Source organism: Arthrobacter sp. OV608 (genome assembly GCA_900110595.1).
Classification (GTDB): Bacteria; Actinomycetota; Actinomycetes; order Actinomycetales; family Micrococcaceae; genus Arthrobacter.
Genome location: FOEZ01000023.1, coordinates 1 through 16,711, shown reverse-complemented (window position 1 = coordinate 16,711; position 16,711 = coordinate 1). Strand labels below are relative to the sequence as shown.

Annotated in this window: 17 protein-coding genes and 1 pseudogene; 11 read left to right on the top strand and 7 right to left on the bottom strand. The window is 65.9% G+C overall.

Annotation, left to right across the window (positions count from 1 at the left end):
- Positions 1-80 precede the first annotated feature (80 nt).
- The gene (locus BMX78_RS20070) at positions 81-2,426 is read left to right on the top strand and encodes a glycoside hydrolase family 65 protein (protein ID WP_091423568.1); all 2,346 of its coding nucleotides are present in this window, start codon (positions 81-83) and stop codon (positions 2,424-2,426) included.
- 17 nt (positions 2,427-2,443) lie between these two features.
- Here the strand turns inward: BMX78_RS20070 and BMX78_RS20065 are convergent, their stop codons facing one another.
- Positions 2,444-3,760 (bottom strand): MFS transporter, encoded by a 1,317-nt coding sequence (locus BMX78_RS20065; RefSeq protein WP_091423566.1) that lies wholly within the window; start codon positions 3,758-3,760, stop codon positions 2,444-2,446.
- Positions 3,761-3,912: 152 nt separating this feature from the next.
- Between BMX78_RS20065 and BMX78_RS20060 the strand changes: the two genes are divergently transcribed.
- Complete coding sequence (locus BMX78_RS20060; RefSeq protein ID WP_091423563.1) at positions 3,913-4,719, top strand: hypothetical protein; 807 nt, start codon at positions 3,913-3,915, stop codon at positions 4,717-4,719.
- Complete coding sequence (locus tag BMX78_RS20055; protein WP_091423561.1) at positions 4,703-5,452, top strand: LamB/YcsF family protein; 750 nt, start codon at positions 4,703-4,705, stop codon at positions 5,450-5,452. The genes BMX78_RS20060 and BMX78_RS20055 overlap by 17 nt, the downstream gene beginning before the upstream one ends.
- 97 nt (positions 5,453-5,549) lie before the next feature.
- Here the strand turns inward: BMX78_RS20055 and BMX78_RS20050 are convergent, their stop codons facing one another.
- Entirely contained in the window at positions 5,550-6,899 is a 1,350-nt protein-coding gene (locus BMX78_RS20050) for a DUF445 domain-containing protein (protein ID WP_091423559.1), read from the bottom strand.
- Positions 6,900-6,948: 49 nt separating this feature from the next.
- On the opposite strand from BMX78_RS20050, the gene BMX78_RS20045 reads away from it, so the two are divergent.
- Genes BMX78_RS20045 through BMX78_RS20025 form a run of 5 tightly spaced genes read left to right on the top strand, consistent with a single transcriptional unit; the run spans position 6,949 to position 10,885 of the window.
- Entirely contained in the window at positions 6,949-7,848 is a 900-nt protein-coding gene (locus BMX78_RS20045) for a glycerophosphodiester phosphodiesterase (RefSeq protein WP_091423556.1), read from the top strand.
- Positions 7,849-7,855: 7 nt separating this feature from the next.
- On the top strand, positions 7,856-9,253 hold the full coding sequence (locus BMX78_RS20040) for a CoA transferase (protein ID WP_091423553.1): 1,398 nt from the start codon (positions 7,856-7,858) through the stop codon (positions 9,251-9,253).
- Positions 9,254-9,312: 59 nt separating this feature from the next.
- Positions 9,313-9,798 carry a DoxX family protein gene (locus tag BMX78_RS20035; RefSeq protein WP_091423552.1) on the top strand — a complete coding sequence of 162 codons (486 nt, stop codon included), beginning with the start codon at positions 9,313-9,315 and terminating at the stop codon, positions 9,796-9,798.
- Entirely contained in the window at positions 9,795-10,577 is a 783-nt protein-coding gene (locus BMX78_RS20030; protein ID WP_091423549.1) for an AzlC family ABC transporter permease, read from the top strand. Before BMX78_RS20035 ends, BMX78_RS20030 begins: the two co-directional genes overlap by 4 nt.
- A complete protein-coding gene (locus BMX78_RS20025; protein ID WP_091423547.1) occupies positions 10,574-10,885 on the top strand; it encodes an AzlD domain-containing protein in 312 nt (103 codons plus the stop codon). The genes BMX78_RS20030 and BMX78_RS20025 overlap by 4 nt, the downstream gene beginning before the upstream one ends.
- Before the next feature lie 922 nt (positions 10,886-11,807).
- Here the strand turns inward: BMX78_RS20025 and BMX78_RS20010 are convergent.
- A complete protein-coding gene (locus BMX78_RS20010) occupies positions 11,808-12,437 on the bottom strand; it encodes a TetR/AcrR family transcriptional regulator (protein WP_091423545.1) in 630 nt (209 codons plus the stop codon).
- Positions 12,438-12,558: 121 nt separating this feature from the next.
- Here BMX78_RS20010 and BMX78_RS20005 point away from each other — a divergent pair, with 121 nt between their 5' ends.
- The 3 genes from BMX78_RS20005 (at position 12,559) to BMX78_RS19995 (ending at position 14,243) form a co-directional block, all read left to right on the top strand.
- Positions 12,559-12,885, top strand: coding sequence for a thiamine-binding protein (locus tag BMX78_RS20005; protein WP_091423542.1), 327 nt, complete (start codon positions 12,559-12,561; stop codon positions 12,883-12,885).
- Positions 12,886-12,984: 99 nt separating this feature from the next.
- Positions 12,985-13,662: an O-methyltransferase gene (locus BMX78_RS20000; RefSeq protein WP_091423541.1), complete on the top strand. Its 678-nt coding sequence runs from the start codon at positions 12,985-12,987 to the stop codon at positions 13,660-13,662.
- Positions 13,663-13,769: 107 nt separating this feature from the next.
- The gene (locus tag BMX78_RS19995; RefSeq protein ID WP_091423658.1) at positions 13,770-14,243 is read left to right on the top strand and encodes a Dps family protein; all 474 of its coding nucleotides are present in this window, start codon (positions 13,770-13,772) and stop codon (positions 14,241-14,243) included.
- Between the two features lie 102 nt (positions 14,244-14,345).
- Here BMX78_RS19995 and BMX78_RS19990 read toward each other — a convergent pair whose 3' ends face one another.
- From BMX78_RS19990 to BMX78_RS19975, 4 genes and pseudogenes are all read right to left on the bottom strand, one after another.
- The gene (locus BMX78_RS19990; protein WP_091423538.1) at positions 14,346-14,522 is read right to left on the bottom strand and encodes a CsbD family protein; all 177 of its coding nucleotides are present in this window, start codon (positions 14,520-14,522) and stop codon (positions 14,346-14,348) included.
- Positions 14,523-14,624: 102 nt separating this feature from the next.
- The gene (locus tag BMX78_RS19985) at positions 14,625-14,882 is read right to left on the bottom strand and encodes a hypothetical protein (protein WP_091423536.1); all 258 of its coding nucleotides are present in this window, start codon (positions 14,880-14,882) and stop codon (positions 14,625-14,627) included.
- Positions 14,883-15,233: 351 nt separating this feature from the next.
- Entirely contained in the window at positions 15,234-16,418 is a 1,185-nt protein-coding gene (locus BMX78_RS19980) for a YihY/virulence factor BrkB family protein (protein ID WP_091423533.1), read from the bottom strand.
- A gap of 104 nt (positions 16,419-16,522) precedes the next feature.
- Positions 16,523-16,711: pseudogene (locus BMX78_RS19975) on the bottom strand (DUF3618 domain-containing protein); the annotation flags it as partial.

The window sequence follows — 16,711 nt, the reverse complement described above, 5'->3', positions numbered from 1 at the left end:
GCAGTAGCAGCACCCAAGCTGCCGAGCCCGCCCCAGGCCAACGACAGCTGCCCCAGCACCCGCCTAAGGACCCCAACACCATGGCTATCATCTCCGCAGACCGCGAGCGGTTCCCCAACACCCCCTGGCAACTCGTCGAAACACGCCACGAGCCGGGCGTCGAAGGCACCCTGGAAACCCTCTTTGCCCTCGGCAACGGGCACCTTGGAATCCGCGGCGCCCACTGGGCGGCGGCAGACTCCGACCTGCCGGGCAGCTTCATTAACGGATTGCACGAGATCTGGGACATCAAGCACGCCGAAAACGCCTTCGGCTTTGCCAGGACCGGCCAACGCATCCTGTACATCCCGGACGCCAACAACTTCACCGTGGTCATCGACGGCGAGTCCCTCACCCTGGCCGAATCCGAGGTCCTGGACTACCGCCGTTCCGTTGACTTCGCTACCGGAGTCTACGAATGCCGCATCACCTGGCAGTGCCGCTCCGGGGCCGCCGTCACCACCACGGAACGCCGCGCCGTCGGCTTCGCAACCCGCGGCGCCCTCGGCATTTCACTCGAGGTGGCCACCGACCGCGAGATCTCCGTGGACGTCACGTCCTCGGTGATCAACCGCCAGGACCAGCCCGTGGAGGACCACTCGGTCCATGACCCCCGCCGGGCAGGCCGCCACGCCGGACGCGTGCTGCTGCCGCTGCGCCTCGATGGTGGCGACGGCTCGCTCCGCCTTGCCTGGGAAGCAGCCGAATCCAAGCAGCGGGTGGGCGTCGCGGTGGACCACTGGACCTCGGCGGGCCACCAGCCGTTCGATACCCTCGTGGACCAGGACGACAGCAGCGTCCGCTATGTGCTGGCAGTGGGCCCGGATGAGCCGTTCCGCCTGGAAAAGACCGTCAGCTACGCCGCGGGCGCCGGAATCCAGGACCCCTCCATTGATGCTGCCGCCGTCGCAGAAGCTGGCCTGAAGCCGGTTGCTGACATCTTCGCCGAAAGCGAGGCGCACTACCGCGAGCACTGGTCCACCTCGGACATCGTGGTGTCCGGCGGTACGCCGGAACTCCAGCAGGCCATCCGCTGGAACCTGTTCCAGCTGGCCCAGGCAACGGCACGCGCGGACGTGGCCGGGATCCCCGCGAAAGGCGTTACGGGCTCCGGTTACGAGGGCCACTATTTCTGGGACCAGGAGGTGTACCTCCTGCCGTACCTGACCTACACCAACCCCGTTGGCGCCCGCCGGGTCCTGGAGTTCCGCCACGCCATGCTCCCTGAAGCCAAGATCCGGGCCAAGGAACTGAGCGTGGAAGGCGCGTTGTTCCCGTGGCGCACCATCAACGGGCTTGAGGCCAGTGCGTATTACGCCGCCGGCACGGCCCAGTTCCACATCGCCGCCGCCATCGCCTTCGCCACCAACCGGTTCGTCTGGGCCACGGGGGACGTGGCGTTCCGTGACAGCATCGGTGCCGACCTGTTGATCGAGACGGCCCGGATGTGGATTTCACTGGGCTTCTTCGGCAAAGACGGCATGTTCCACATCCACGGCGTCACGGGTCCTGACGAGTACACGGCAGTGGTCAATGACAACCTCTACACCAATGTCATGGCCCGCTTTAACCTGCGCGCCGCCGCTGCCCTGCGGCACGCCGGCATCAGCCAGGAAGAGCGGCAGCTGTGGGAGGCAGCAGCGAACCGGATGCAGCTGCCGTTTGATGAGCGCATGCAGGTGTATTCGCAGGACAACGACTTTATGACCCTGGAGTCCTGGGACTGGACCACGCCCCGGTCCAAGTACCCGCTGCTCCTGCACTTCCACCCGCTGGTCATCTACCGCCACCAGGTCCTGAAGCAGGCCGACACCGTCCTGGCCATGTTCCTGCAGTGGCAGGATTTCACCGCCGAGGAAAAGCACCGGGCCTTCGACTTCTACGATCCGCTGACCACCGGAGACTCAACGCTTTCCGCCTGCGTGCAGGGCATCATGGCCGCCGAAGTGGGATACTCGCGCGAAGCGCTGGAACACTTCACCAACGCGGTGTTCATCGACCTGGATGATACGCATGGCAACACCATCGACGGCGTGCACATCGCTTCCACCGGCGGGGTGTGGAGCTCGCTGGTCTGCGGCTTTGCCGGCCTGCGGGACCAGGGCCCTGTTCCGTTCTTCGATCCGCGGCTGCCTGCCGAGTGGGAGGGGCTCACTTTCCACCTCAAGATCCGCGGCCGGCTGCTGCGGGTCCAGCTCGACGCCGGCGCGCTCACCCTGGCCATCCAGGAAGGCGATCCGCTCGACGTGGACGTCCGCGGCCAGTTGGTGACTGTGGGCGCTGAACCGGTCCGGGTGGGACTCGCGCCGGTTCCGGTGCCGGAGTCCACGGTGTTCCCGAGCGGACATCCGACGGCGAGCCTCCCGGTAGTGCACGCCAACAGCTAAGGGCGCCTTCCGGAAGTTCAGCCGCGCACCTGGCCTTCGCCCGCCGTCGTCCTTTCCACCCCAGGTGACCGGTCCAGCGGGTGGGCCAGTTCGTCGTCGGGCATCCGTGCCACCATCATGGCGATGACCGCCATGATGGGGCACACGCCCCCTGCCACCACGAAGATCAGCCAGATGGGCAGGACTTCGGCGGCGGGTCCGGCCAGGGCCATGGACACCGGCATCAGGGCGAGCGAGACGAAGAAGTCCAGGCTGGACACCCGGCCCAGGAGGTGGGGCGGAACGCGCCGCTGGAGCAGCGTGCCCCAGATCACCATGCCCACGCTGCCGGTGGCGCCGAAGATGAACAGCGCCACCGCGATGGCCCAGAAGGTGTCCATGATCCCGACGGCGGCCAGGGGCAGGCTGCCCGCGCCCCAGCTCACCATCATCACCGTGAGGTAGCGCCTGGGCAGCCGCAGGGAGGCCGTGAGCAGCGAGCCGAGGGCCGCGCCCACACCCATGACGGCGAGCAGGAACCCGAACATGCTGGAGTCTCCACCCAGCTGGTCGCGGACCACAAACGGCAGCAGCACCTCGATGGGGCCGATCAGGAAGAGGACCGAAATGCACGCCCAGATCAGGGTCCAAAGCAGCCACGGGGTCCGCAGCGTGTAGCTGACCCCTTCGCGCAGGTCCTGGAAAAAGGACGACTTGCGGCTTGGGGTGCCACCGTCCTCTGTGCCGTTGGCCGGCGCAGCCAGTTCGTGCCGGCCCAGGAAGTTCAGGATGATGAAGGCCGAAAGGTGGCACAGCGCCACAGCCGTCACGGCGTGCGACGGCGACAGGGCAGCCACCACAACACCTGCAACGGCCGGGCCGGCGGCCTGCTGGAGGACCGGCCGCATGGATCCCTCCATCCCGTTCGCGGCCAGCAGGTCCTCTGCCGGAAGGATGCGCGGCAGGATCGCGGAGTAGGCGGGGAAGAAGAAGGCAGCCCCGACGCCGAGCACAAAAGCGCCCGCGGCAACGTGCCAGAGCTGCAGCCAGCCGGCGAGCGCCAGTCCGCTGATGGCGGCGATAACGGCCAGGTTGGCACCCTCGACTGCAATGATCAGGCGGCGCTGCGGAATCCGGTCGGCCGCGATGCCGCCGGCCAGGACAAAGGCCACCAGGCCCACGCTGCCGGCCGCGGCCACCAGGGACAGCTCCAACGGTCCACCGCCGAGATGGATCACCTGGTAAACCATTGCAACGGCCCACATGCCGGAGCCGAAAATGGAGATGGCCAGTGCCGAAATCAGTACCCGGTACTCACGGTGGACAAAGGGCCGCAAAGCTTTGGGAGCGGGCATAGGGTAAGTCTAGGCTTCGGCCGGACAGGCGGCACGCGGTTGATACCGTGAAAACCGACTGGGGCCAGCCACCATGCGTGGCCTAATGTTAAGCAAGCTTAGTATCAGGAGAGCCGCAACCAACGCGGCCGGCGAGACCAACAGAGGTGACCATGGCCAGGCGCAGCAACCCCGCAGTACGAATCGCAACCGAAACCGCCCATAATGCAGTGTTCGACGCCGACGGCAAGCCCAAGCCCGGAGTCCACAACGCGCTCCTGAAGGCAGTGGAGATCCAGCGTCCGCTGGTCCTGGCCTACATCCGCCGGCTGCAGAAAAAGCACCCGCGCGCCACCGCCGCCCAGCTGGCAGACATCCTGGAGCGGGACTACCTGCGTGCCGTCACCGGAGGCGGCGCAATCGTGGGGGCCACCGCCGTCGTTCCCGGCGTTGGCACAGTCGCGTCCCTGGGACTGTCCGCTGCGGCGACAGTAGGGTTCCTCGAAGCAACCGCGCTGTACGCCACCTCCCTCGCGGAGTTGCACGGCATCCGCCTTACCAACCCGGAAAAGGCCAGCACCATGGTGATGGCCATCATGCTGGGCGAGGAGGGCACGGCCCTGCTCGGAACGCTCGGCGGACAGGCAGCCGGCAACGGCATGAACGCCACCAGGGCCTGGGGCAATGTCCTGTCCAAATCCATGTCGGTGCCCGGCTTCGGTTCGGTCCGCAACCGCATCCAGAAAGCCTTCCTCAAGAACCTCCTCAAACGCCAGGGAACTGCCCTGTTCGGCCGGGCGCTGCCGTTCGGCATCGGCGCCGTGGTGGGCGGAGCCGGTAACCTCATGATGGGGCGGGCAGTGGTGGGGAACGCGAAGGAAGCGTTTGGTCCCATGCCGGATACGATTCCCGGCGAGCTGAACGCTGCCGCACCGGACCACCTGACGCTGGAAGGCAACAACCTTGGATCTCAACGCTGACCTCGGCGAATCATTCGGCTCCTGGACCATGGGGGACGACGCCGCGATGTTCCAGCTGGTCACCAGCGCCAACGTTGCCTGCGGATTCCACGCCGGCGACCCCGTCACCATGCTGGACAGCTGCCGCGCCGCCTATGAGCTTGATGTAACTGTCGGTGCGCACGTGGGCTACCGCGACCTCGCCGGTTTCGGCCGCCGCTCGCTGGACACGTCCTTCGATGAGCTGTTCGGCGATGTGCTGTACCAGCTGGGCGCGCTGGACGGCGTGGCGCACGCCGTGGGCGCCTCGGTGGATTACGTGAAACCGCACGGGGCGCTGTACAACAGGCTGGTGCACGACTCCGAACAGGCCTCTGCGGTAGTGGCCGCCGTGAACTCCTACGATCCCGGCCTGCCCATCCTTGGCCTGCCAGGGTCTGAGCTGTTGAAGCAGGCCAAGGAAGCGGGACATCCGGTCTTCATCGAAGCCTTCGTGGACCGCGCCTACCAGGGCGACGGGACCCTGGTGCCGCGCTCGCAGGAAGGCGCCGTCCTGCACGACGTCGACGCGATCGTCGAGCGTGCGGTGCGCCTGGCGACTAAAGGCGAAGTGGTGGCGCTGGACGGGACAGTGGTCCAGGTGCGGCCGGACTCCCTGTGCATCCATGGCGACACCCCCGGTGCCGTGGAGATGGCTGCGGCCGTCCGGGCCGGGCTGGAGGCCGCCGGCGTTGAACTGGAACCGTTCGCCTAGGTCGGGCCTTTGGAGCAACGCGGGGTCACTCCTGGCCCATGTACGGCCGTTTATTGGGCGTTTTGTGACCCCGCGTTGCTGTGAAAAGTAGCTGGGCTCACCCGAAAATCAGGTGCGCCACCGTAAAGATCGCCAGGCCGGCCAGTGAGCCCACCACGGTGCCGTTGATCCGGATGAACTGCAGGTCCTTGCCCACCTGGAGCTCGATCTTCTGCGAGGTCTCCTCGGCATCCCACCGGGCCACGGTATCGGTGATCACCCCGGCAATGTCCGAGCGGTAGGTCCGCACCAGATAGCCCGCGGCATCGCCAATCCAGGCGTTGACCTTGCCGGCGAGTTCGGGGTCGTTGACCAGCCTGGAGCCGAAGTCGCGAACGGCCGCCTTGAACTTGACGGTCAGCTCGCTGTCCGGATCCTCGACGGCGCCGAGCAGGGCATTCTTCACCGTGCCCCAGGTGCGGGAGGCAAGCTCGCGCACCTCCGGATCGCCGAGGACCTGGGCCTTGATGTCCTCCGCGCGGGCGATCATCACCGGATCGTGCTGCAGGTCCTGGGCGAGATCGTTCAGGTACTTGTCGATGGACTGCCGGACCTGGTGGTTCGGATCGGACTGGACGGCCCGGACGAACTTCAGGAACTCGATGTAGACCTTGTCGCCCACCAGCCCGTCCACGAACTGCGGAACCCAGGTGGGCGAACGCTCCGAGACGAGCCGGCTGACCGTTTCATGGTTTTCGCTGACCCAGTCGGCCGCCCGGTCCACCAGCAGGTCCACCAGCTTGTGGTGGTGCCCGTCGTGGAAAATCCGCTCCGCCAGCTTGCCCACCGGAGGTCCCCACGGCGGAGTGAGCAGGTGCTTGCGCACCATTCCTTCGATGACCGCCTGGACGTCGTCGTCGTTCAGGACCTTGAACAAGCCCCGGATAACGGCCGCGCCCTCCTTGGCCACGCGGTTGGCACCGGCCGGGGTGGCGAGCCACTCGCCGGCCCGGCGGGCGATGTTCACGCTTGCCAGCTTGTCCTGGACCACCTGCTCGGACAGGAAGTTCGTCTCCACGAACTCGCCCAGCGAGGCGCCGATCTGGTCCTTGCGGCGCGGAATAATCGCCGTGTGCGGGATTTTGATGCCCATGGGGTACTTGAACAGCGCCGTGACGGCGAACCAGTCGGCCAGCGCGCCCACCATGCCGCCCTCCGCGGCCGCCCGCACGTATTGGAGCCACGGGTACTCCCTTTGCAGGGCAAAGGCGAACACAAAAACCACGGCCATGGCGATGAGCAGTCCCAGCGCCACAAGCTTCATTTTCCGCAGCGCTGCCGCCTTTTCGGCGTCGCCGGCAGTGAGCTGCTGGCGGACGACGGCGGGACGCGCCTTTTCGTCGGATGGTCCGGCGGGTGCCGGCCTGGTGGGTGCTTCGCGGGTAGTTGGCTCAGAGTTCACCTGCATGTGCCAAGCCTATCGCCGCAGTCCTGGCCGGGTCGGCTACCGTGGCTGCATGACTACTGAAGAGTCACTGCCGCAGCGGCCGCTGGTCTTTGCCCACCGCGGCTCGAGCGCCGCGTTCGCCGAGCACACCCGCGCCGCCTATCTGCAGGCGTTGGCGGACGGGGCGGACGGCGTGGAGTGCGATGTCCACCTCACCCGCGACCAGCACGTCGTCCTCCTGCACGACGCCAACCTTGACCGTACTTCAGACGGAACCGGGCCGGTGGCGGAACGCACGCTGCGCGAACTGCGCCGCCTGGACTTTTCGTCCTGGAAGGGCGTGCGCATTCCGGAAATGTACGGGGCGCGGTCGGAGCAGTTCCTGACGCTTCCGGAACTGCTGGAGATCCTCCGCGCTGCCGGCCGGCCCGTTCGGCTCGCCATCGAGCTGAAGCATCCCAGCCCCTATCAGCTCAAGCTGGAGGACCGGGTGCTTGAGGTCCTGCGGGCCTCGGGCTGGGGTGCGGCGGACTCTTGCATAGACAACGTGTCGGTGACCTTCATGAGCTTCAGCCCCGAATCCGTCCGCCGGCTGCTCCGTTCAGTTCCGGCGCAATACGTCTGCCAGCTGGTGGATGACGTGGACGTGAGCGAACTCCGCGAGGAACTGGGCCTGGGGCTGATTACCGGGGGAGCTATAGCCAACGTGATGAAAGCTGCCCAGTTGGAAGGGGAACGGATCCTGGACGTCGGCGAAGCCGGACTGGCCGGTCCCGGCGTCGAGTACGTCCGCCGGTATCCGGGCACCATCCTGCGGTGGCAGGAGCGGGGCCGGCGCCTCCGGGTGTGGACCGTGGACACGGACCAGGATGTGGCGTTGTGCCAGGGCCTTGGTATCCACGAGATCACCACCAACGTGCCCGCGCGCGTGTTGGGGCAGTTGCACGTGGCCTCGCCGCAAGGAAGGTAGTTAGGCCATGGTGCAGGCTGGCAGTGAACTTCCCCCGCTGTTCCGTGACCTGGTGCCGGTGTTCGCGGACGCCGGGCTGGAGTTGGGAAAGGCGGACTGGTCCTGGTCCGGCCCGCGCCGGTGGTGGGGCGGCCTCCTGGACGTGGAAGGCCTGGCCCTGGCGTCCGTAGGAGCTGCCGCTGCAGCATTGAACCTCCTGGCAGGAACTCCGGGCCGGTTCGGCACTACGGCTGCCCTGACTGCGGCTGCGTTCGATTCGTACGGCTATCTGCGGATTGGCGGGCGGGGCATCCAGGGCTTTGCCCCGCTGTCCGGTTTCCGGCGCACCCGCGACGGCTGGATCCGGCTCCACGCCAATTACCCGCACCATGAACAGCGGCTGATGCAGGCGCTGGACGTCAGCACGGCAGACGGGGTGGCGGCGGCACTTGCCGGCATGACCTCGCTCGAAGCAGAAGCGGCGATTCAAGCCAGGGGAGGAGTTGCCGCTGCCGTCCGAAGCCGCAATGAGTGGCTCAATTCCCGGATGGGCAGCGCGGACGGCAGTGGTCCCTGGATCGAAGTGAATTTTGCTTCCGGAGAACCTTTGACAGCCCGGAATCGCCGCCTGTCCGGCGACGACCCACGCCGCCCCTTGGCTGGCGTGCGCGTTCTGGACCTGACCCGGGTTATTGCCGGGCCGGTTGCCACACGCCTGCTGGGAGCGCTCGGCGCCGACGTCCTGCGGATTGATCCGCCAGGCCTTCCTGAAATTATGGACCAGTTCGTGGACACCGGGTTTGGCAAGCGGAGCGCCGAGGCGGACCTTGCAGCCCCTGGGAACCGGCACCAGTTGCAGGAGTTGCTGGCTTCTGCCGACGTGGTCATCAGTGGATACCGGCGGGGCTCCCTGGAGCGCTTTGGGCTTGAACCGGACGTTCTGCTGGCGGCCCGGCCCGGGCTGGCGGTGGTCACGCTGGACGCCTGGGGCAGCACCGGCCCGTGGAGCGGCCTTCGCGGCTTCGACAGCATTGTCCAGGCGGCCACCGGAATCGCCTCCCTTTACGGGACGGAACATCACGACGACGGCTGGCGGCCTGGTGCGCTCCCTGTCCAGGCCCTGGACCACGCCACTGGCTACGGCGTGGCGGCGGCCGCCATCGCCCTGCTCGCCCGGCGCCAGGAGTTGGGGCTGGGCGGATCGGCCCGGTTGTCCCTTGTCCGCACCGCCGAGGAGCTGTTCAGCCTCCAGCCCCCGCCACCGGATCTTCCACTACGGCAGTTGCCCGCACCCGAACTGCGCAGCACGGCCAGCAGTTACGGGGGCCTGCGCTACGTCGGCCCGCCCCTCGTGGTGGACGGGCAACCGCTCGACTATCCCGGCCCGCCGGCACCGTACGGAAGTTCTGCGCTCGCCTGGGCATAACGGGTCCAGTGGACCGGGCTGGTTTTCGGGCCCTGCCGCGCTTGTGATTGAGTGGAGGCATGCCTTTTCCCCGGTCCGGCCGGGCCCTCCAAAGCCTTTCCGCTGCAGCCATGAGCGCCCTCCTTCTGGCCAGCGCCATGAAGCACTTCCGCGACCCCCTGTTCTTCCGCCAGGTAGTGCCTGACTACCTCTGCCTGGAGGGCAGGGACGACGGCAGCGAGCCGGACCGCCGTCGGCCGTTCGCGGTGATGACCAGGGAGGAGTGGATCGCGGTAAGCGGCCTGCTGGAGCTGGCGGCCGCCGCCGGCATCCTCGTTCCGCCGGCGCGCAAGGCCACCGCAACTGCCCTCGCCGCCATGTTCACCGTCTTCCTGGCCGGGCACGTCGACGCCCTGCGCCGCGCCTACAGCCCGGTTGGAACACCCGGCCAGCGCACAGTGCACACGCTGCGGCTCCCGCTTCAAGCGCCTCTCATCCTGTGGGCCTGGAGCCTCCGGAAGCCTGCATCGGCCCCTGTCGGGCGCCAGCCGGGAGCCCGGGTGTGAAGCTCTTGTCATCCCCTGCCGTTCGGGTGGGACTGTCCATCAGTGTTGCCACGGGCTTGTACGGAGTGTCCTTCGGCGCCTTGTCCGTTACATCGGGGCTGGACTTCTGGCAAACCATGGCGCTGAGCCTGCTGCTGTTCAGCGGCGGCTCGCAATTCGCCTTCATCGGTGTTGTAAGCGGGGGCGGATCGGGCATCGCAGCCATGAGCGCCGCCACGCTGCTGGGGATGCGCAATGGAATTTACGGCATGCAGCTCAACGCACTGCTGCACCCCACCGGCTGGCGGAAATACGTCGCGGCGCAGGTGACCATCGACGAATCCACCGCCACGAGCACAGGCCAGACCGATCCCGCCGAGCAGCGCCGGGGTTTCTGGGCAGCGGGCATCGGCATCTATGTGCTCTGGAACCTGTTCACAGCGGTGGGGGCACTCGCCGGCAGCGGGTTGGGCGACCCGAAGCAGTGGGGACTTGACGGGGCGGCAGTGGCTGCTTTCCTGGCTCTGCTCTGGCCCCGGCTGAAGGGCCGCGAACCGATCGCCATCGCAGTGGCCTGCGCTGTTGCCACGGTGGCTGCAGTGCCTTTCGTTCCGGCGGGGGTGCCAATCCTCGTCGCGGCCGTCGTGGCAGCCGCGATCGGCTGGTACAGCCATGGCCGGAGCGACGAGGGCCTGGAACCGGATGTCGAGCCCTACCGCGGGCATCACCACCGGGGCGCCGAACACCGCGGCGGTGAGGACCGGCAGCGCGGCAAGGGCGTTTCCGGGGCAGACGCATGAGTCTGTGGATCTGGCTGCTCATCGCTTGTGCCATGGCCTACGCGTGGAAGCTCATGGGCTACTTTGTCCCGGCCAGGCTCCTCAAGGACCCCCGGATGTCCAGGGTGGCGGGAACCATGACCATCGGTCTGCTGGCGTCCCTCACTGTTGTGAACACCGTGGCTTCCGGACAGTCACTGGCCGCGGACGCACGCCTGGGCGCGCTCGCGGCCGCGGCGATCGCACTCGCGCTGCGGGCGCCCTTCCTGGTGGTGGTGGTGTTGGGCGCCGGAACTGCGGCAGTGTTGAGGATGCTGGGCTGGAACTGAGCAACGTCCCGGCGGCGTGACGCCAGTCACTGCCGCGGGGAGCGGCGGGTTGTAGTATGAAAACGGCTATGCAGTTGGCCACGAACGGTTCGTATGAACGGCGACGATGGAAAATCAACTGCACGCGACCGGGGACAAAGCCGGACGCCCCCTCTTCCACAAGAATTCACGACGCCAGGCTGGGCTCCCGGCCAAACGCTTCTTCAGGCGATTCGCCGGCTTGTCCGATGTCCCGACAAAGACTTGGAAGCCCTGTCAGAGAGCCTGGCAAGTGGGATGGATTGTCATCCGGCGTCCCAGGTCCTGGCGCTGCAGGCCATGGTGGGCGAGGAACTCCGGGCGAGGGCAGCAGCGAACGGCGGCTAGATTGGCGGAACAGGTGGTGGGCCGGCAGGCGGCCATCCCGGACAAAGCCCCCGAATAAAGCCCGGCCGGACAACCGCTGTGGGCAGCAGCCAGTTATGCCACTCCGTGCGCGGCGCTTTCGCTTGCAGCAGCGCTTTCCCTTGCACGTGAACCGGCCGACGTGGACCGTCGCAAGCTTTCTTCGACTGCCATCTCATACCAGGCCTGCGCGCCGAACTCGGGTTCGGGAGTGTCAAGGTTTTGGAAAAGGGCATCCAACAGTTTCGCGAGTTCCTCACCCGACAATGTGGGCAGAACTTCCTCTGGACCCCGCGGATCGTTGATGTAGTGCAGAAGCCTGGAGGTGTTCATCACGATGCGGCCGTGGGCTGGAAGTGCAGGAACTGGGGCATGGAGGGCTCCATCCGGAAAGTTCAGAGAGGCTGGCTGCGTAACCCACTTGAAGTGTATTGCACCTGCTGAACGCCCACAATGGGGAGGCCCGCCGGGCCGGTCCCCCGCGTCCGGGGCCATCTCCGGGCCGCCTTGCGGAAGGCAGCGTCCCGTTTTTGGCCTGTCAGGGGAGAGACGTCAGGGGTGCGGCCGGCACCGGCACATGGACAGGAAGCGGGCGGCTGGGCCGCACTGTCCTGATGGCATCCTCCACCAGGGCCAGGGGCCTGCGCCACGCATCTGATCCCGGTTCCATGGTGTCCACCACCCCAATGAGCATGGCCAGCAGCCGGAACATGTCCGTCATGGAGATGTCCTCGCGCAGGCTTCCCTGGCCCTGCCCGCGGACCAGCAGGATGCTGATCGATTCCATCAATGAGCCCGTGATGCCGGTGAGCAGTTCCCGGCGGCCGGCAACCGCCCCGAGAAGGTTGGCGTCGTCGCTGGCGGCGGCCATCAGGGCCTCCATGACACGCAGCAGCCCTGCAGCGGCATCGATATCGGCCAGGGCGCCGTCCACCACCGGATCAACGGTGAGCCGGAGCTGCCGGTTAAGCGCTGCAAGGACCAGCTCCTCTTTGTCCGAGAAGTTCCGGAACAAGGTGGCCGGACCCACGCCCGCCGTCGCTGCAATGGTCTGCAGCGGAACTTCCGGGCCGAATTCGCGGAAGCATTGGCGCGCCGCCGTAATGATCTTGTCCACATTCCGCGCTGCGTCGGCGCGGAGCGGCTTGCGGGCGACTGCGAGGCTCATGCCAAAAGGTTAGCAATGGTGGTCCTGCCGATCACCGTTACCGGGGGGTAGGGGGTTTTGTGACGGCCGCAGCGGCGTGCTCCGCCTGCGCCCTGCCTCCTCACCATGGCACACTGGCCCTATGCTGCTTGCCTTTTCTGTTGCCCCCTCCGGTACCCCCGCTGAAGGCTCCCGGCCCGCGGACGCCTCCGTTCACGACGCCGTCGCCGCCGCTGTGAAAATCGTCAGGGAGTCAGGGTTGCCCAATACAACGGATTCAATGTTCACCACCATCGAGGGTGAATGGGACGAAGTCTTTGATGTCGTAAAGCGTGCAACCGAGGCTGTGGGCCACTACGGCAGCCGCGTTTCCCTGGTCATCAAGGCGGACATCAGGCCGGGATACTCTGGCGAGTTGACGGCCAAGGTGGACCGGCTCGAAGCAGCATTGGCTGACGGCCCCTCCTGAGGCGGCGGACCCCTAAGCGCCGGCTGCCTGCCGGGCCAGCTGGGTTCGGGAAGCGCAAATTGTCTGGACCCGCGCCGGAGCCCGTGCCAGACTGTGCCCATGTTTGAGCACAAGCCGCGCCCGGAGTGGACCGCCACCGAAAAGTTCCTGTCCGACGTGGTGGTACATCCCGATCCCGCCCTGCTCCGGGCAGTGCAATCCGCAGCTGATGCCGGTATGCCGCCCATCGAGGTGGCGCCCAACGCAGGCAAGCTGCTCAAGCTTTTGGTCCAGCTGTCCGGCGCCCGGCGGGTGCTGGAGATTGGCACGCTGGCGGGCTTCAGTACGATTTGGATGGGGCAGGGCCTGCCCGACGACGGCACGCTGGTGACGTGCGAATTCCTCCCCAAGCACGCGGAAGTCGCGTGGGCGAATATTGACTTCGCCGGACTGGGACAGAAGGTGGAGATCCGGCTGGGACCTGCCCTGGATACGCTCGCGGCCTTGGCGGAGGAGGACCGCGAACCCTTCGACTTCATCTTCATCGACGCTGATAAAGAGAACAACAGCCGCTACCTGGAATGGGCGGTTCGACTCGGCCGCCCCGGGACCACCGTGGTCCTGGATAACACCATTTGGGAAGGTGCGGTGCTGGATCCGGACATGGATCCTGTTAACGCGCCGGGAATCGTTGACGCACTGAAGCTGCTGGGCGAGCATCCCCGGCTTGATGCCACCGTCATTCAAACGGTGGGCTCCAAAGGCTGGGACGGATTCGCACTGGCCCGGATCAAGTAGCGCCGGCCTGTGCCCCGGTGTCACTGCCTGCATCAAACTGGTAAGTATGCTTATAGTAATTGTCCGGTTGATCCCAGCCGGATACGCAGCCGCAGCGGAGGTAAATGATGAAAGCGTCGCCCACCCTTGCCAGTAACCTGCAGATGGTGCTCACTGACCTCATTGAGTTGCACCTGCAGGGAAAACAGGCCCACTGGAACCTGGTGGGCACCAATTTCCGCGACCTGCACCTGCAGCTGGACGAGATCATTGCCGCAGCCAGGCTCTTCGCCGACCAGGCAGCGGAGAGGATGCGGGCACTGCACGCCCTGCCTGACGGCCGCAGCAGCACCGTCTCCTCCGGCAGCCGCCTGGAGGAGTTCCCACAAGGGCTGGTCAGCACCAAGGACACCGTCAAACTTATGACCGCCCGTCTTGAACGGACCGTGCAGACCATGAGGGACGTCCACGACGAGGTGGATGAGGAAGATCCCACCAGCGCTGATCTCCTCCATGCCGTCATCGAGCGCCTGGAGCAGCTGGCCTGGATGGTCAATGCCGAAACCATGGCGGCCACGGCACCCGTCACCGAACCTGCCTAGCCGGGTTCCCGGGAAGCTGGCCGGGAACCCGGAGCCGGAGGAACGAAAAAGGGCTGCTGCGGAACCGCAGCCGCCCTTTTTCGCGGTTATGGTTTCCCGGACCTAATCCTTCTTGAAAGCATCCTTGATTTTTTCGCCGGCCTGCTTCAGGTCGGCCTTGGACTGGTCCATCTTGCCTTCGGCGCGGAGGCTTTCGTCGTCCGTGGCCGCGCCTGCACCCTCTTTGGCTTTGCCGCCCATCTTTTCCGCGGCATTGTCAATCTTGTCATCCAAACCCATGGTGATTCTCCCTTCGGCTGGTGGCCGGCAGACGGTAATTCACCGGCCATGATCTCCATGCTAACCAGCCAAGAGCAGCTTCAACAGGCCTTGGACAAGAACTCAGACCAAGTCCGGGGCGCTGGCCACGATGTAGTCTGCGGCGGCGGGGCCTGTCATGGACAGGTTGTTGCTGTCCGGGTTAATTCCGTGGACCTGCAGTGCCTCCCACAGGGCCTCCGGTGCCTGAAGCTGCTCTTTCTGGAGCAGGCACCAACTGGTGTAGAGCCCATAGAGTTCATCCCGGCGAAGGCCCAGTCCGGGCTCCCTGTCCGCGACAACTGCTTCAGCAATAAATTGTTCAAAATGGGTGGCAGGCATGTTCGCTCATTCGGGGTCGACCGTGTTGCCGCCGTATCTGCTTCAGCGGCCCTGCATGGCTCCAGTGAGTCCGCGCAGGGTAAACATGAAACTATTGCAGGGCGGTTCACTTTGTCCAGTCGCGCCGTCGCGTGCGGGGATCGAGGGGGCCGACGGCGACTGGGGGGACTGGCCTCGGTCTCAGAAGAGGCCATCTCACCGCCGGCCCCGCCTTGTCCCGGACCACCTTGCTGACCCGGGAAACCTGAACAGGACCTTCACAACAATTTTCTCCTATCTTGAAGGTCCTGCCTAGCCCCCGGAGGCGGCGCCGGCTGCGCCTGCCATTTCGGCCGCCCCGGGGCCACCCTCCTACTCGCTGCCGGTACCCCGCTCACGGAGCTTGTCCCGCACCCTGTCGCGGTGGCGCTCCGCGGACTGGCTGGAACGCTCGCTCCGGTCCCCTTCCCCGCCGGAGTCCCCATTCCCCCCGTTCTCGGCACTGTACTTTTCGCGGAGTTCGCGGCCGTGCTGGATATCCTCTTCCGCCTGCTTCTGCAGCTTCTCGCTCTTCTTGGTGTCACGCGGCGGAAGCTGGATGGTTTCCTCGGCTTCGATGCCTGCCTGGAGCTGGCGGCCACGCTCTGTCTCCGCGTCGAACTCGGCACCGAAAAGCAGGGACATGTTCAGGATCCACAGCCACAGCAGCATCACGATCACCCCGCCCAGGGCACCGTAGGTCTTGTTGTAGTTTCCGAAGTTGCCCACGTAGAACCCAAAGCCCAAGGATGCGAGCAGGAAGACGAACAGTGCAATGCCTGAACCCATGCTCATCCACTTGAACTTGGGCTGCTTGACGTTGGGGGTTGCGTAGTAGAGCACAGCAATGATCACGATAATGAGCGCCACCATGACAGGCCACTTGGCAATATTCCAGATTGTCAGGAACGCGCCGCTGAGCCCAATGAGGCCGCCCACTGCCTCGGCGACCGGCCCGCTCAGGACCAGCATGCCGGCGAGGATGGCGACGACGACAACGGCAAAGAGCGTAACCACCAGCATGGTGCCGCGGAGCTTAATAAACGGACGGCCCTCGTCCACTTCGTATACCCGGTTCATGGCCCGGCCGAAAGCCCCGACGTAGCCGGAGGCCGACCACAGGGCGGTGGCAAGGCCGAGCACGAGCGTGAGCCCGGCAGCGGGTGCGTTGGCGAGATCCGAGACAACGCCCCCGACGGTATTGGCCGTCTCGGCGGGGACAAATCCCCGCACTATTTGGAGCAGGGCATCCGTCGTTTTCTGCGCGTCCCCGAAGATTCCGACCAATGAAACCAGTGCCAGAATGGCCGGGAACAACGATAGGACTGCGTAGTAGGTCAGGGCTGCCGCGAGGTCCGGGCACTGGTCTTTGCTGAACTCCCGCAGGGTCTTCTTGGCGATGTACTTCCAGTTCGGCTTGTCCAGGTCCCTGGGGCTGTCCGGCTTCCGTGAGTCGTTCGGATCCGGAGCCTGGCCTGCTTTGGCTGTGCTGGTCTCGGATGAATCCTGAGTGGCCATGGGGTTGTCCTCTCGCTAAGGGCGCAAAACTGAGAGGCCGGCTCCGCGGTATGGCGGGGCCGGCCTGTCAGGTGATGCTCATGCCTTGGGTACCGCGTTGGTGCTTAGGTGTTTTGGACGTTGGTTTTGGCGTCGGCGGCGCGGTCTTTGACGTCGGTGACGGCGCCTTGGCCTTCGGCTTTGACGTTCTGGACGCCTTCGGTGGCGGTGGTTTTGACGTTCTCCATCGCTTCCTGGGCTGGTTCCTTGAGGTCCTGGACCATGTCCTTGGCGGCGTCGGTGACCTGGGTGGC

Bases quoted from the DNA above. Each gene is read 5' to 3' on its own strand.
- BMX78_RS20070 (WP_091423568.1), top strand. From the start codon at position 81: ATGGCTATCATCTCCGCAGACCGCGAGCGGTTCCCCAACACCCCCTGG.
- BMX78_RS20065 (WP_091423566.1), bottom strand. From the start codon at position 3,760: ATGCCCGCTCCCAAAGCTTTGCGGCCCTTTGTCCACCGTGAGTACCGG.
- BMX78_RS20060 (WP_091423563.1), top strand. From the start codon at position 3,913: ATGGCCAGGCGCAGCAACCCCGCAGTACGAATCGCAACCGAAACCGCC.
- BMX78_RS20050 (WP_091423559.1), bottom strand. From the start codon at position 6,899: ATGCAGGTGAACTCTGAGCCAACTACCCGCGAAGCACCCACCAGGCCG.
- BMX78_RS20045 (WP_091423556.1), top strand. From the start codon at position 6,949: ATGACTACTGAAGAGTCACTGCCGCAGCGGCCGCTGGTCTTTGCCCAC.
- BMX78_RS20040 (WP_091423553.1), top strand. From the start codon at position 7,856: ATGGTGCAGGCTGGCAGTGAACTTCCCCCGCTGTTCCGTGACCTGGTG.
- BMX78_RS20035 (WP_091423552.1), top strand. From the start codon at position 9,313: ATGCCTTTTCCCCGGTCCGGCCGGGCCCTCCAAAGCCTTTCCGCTGCA.
- BMX78_RS20025 (WP_091423547.1), top strand. From the start codon at position 10,574: ATGAGTCTGTGGATCTGGCTGCTCATCGCTTGTGCCATGGCCTACGCG.
- BMX78_RS20010 (WP_091423545.1), bottom strand. From the start codon at position 12,437: ATGAGCCTCGCAGTCGCCCGCAAGCCGCTCCGCGCCGACGCAGCGCGG.
- BMX78_RS20005 (WP_091423542.1), top strand. From the start codon at position 12,559: ATGCTGCTTGCCTTTTCTGTTGCCCCCTCCGGTACCCCCGCTGAAGGC.
- BMX78_RS20000 (WP_091423541.1), top strand. From the start codon at position 12,985: ATGTTTGAGCACAAGCCGCGCCCGGAGTGGACCGCCACCGAAAAGTTC.
- BMX78_RS19995 (WP_091423658.1), top strand. From the start codon at position 13,770: ATGAAAGCGTCGCCCACCCTTGCCAGTAACCTGCAGATGGTGCTCACT.
- BMX78_RS19990 (WP_091423538.1), bottom strand. From the start codon at position 14,522: ATGGGTTTGGATGACAAGATTGACAATGCCGCGGAAAAGATGGGCGGC.
- BMX78_RS19985 (WP_091423536.1), bottom strand. From the start codon at position 14,882: ATGCCTGCCACCCATTTTGAACAATTTATTGCTGAAGCAGTTGTCGCG.
- BMX78_RS19980 (WP_091423533.1), bottom strand. From the start codon at position 16,418: ATGGCCACTCAGGATTCATCCGAGACCAGCACAGCCAAAGCAGGCCAG.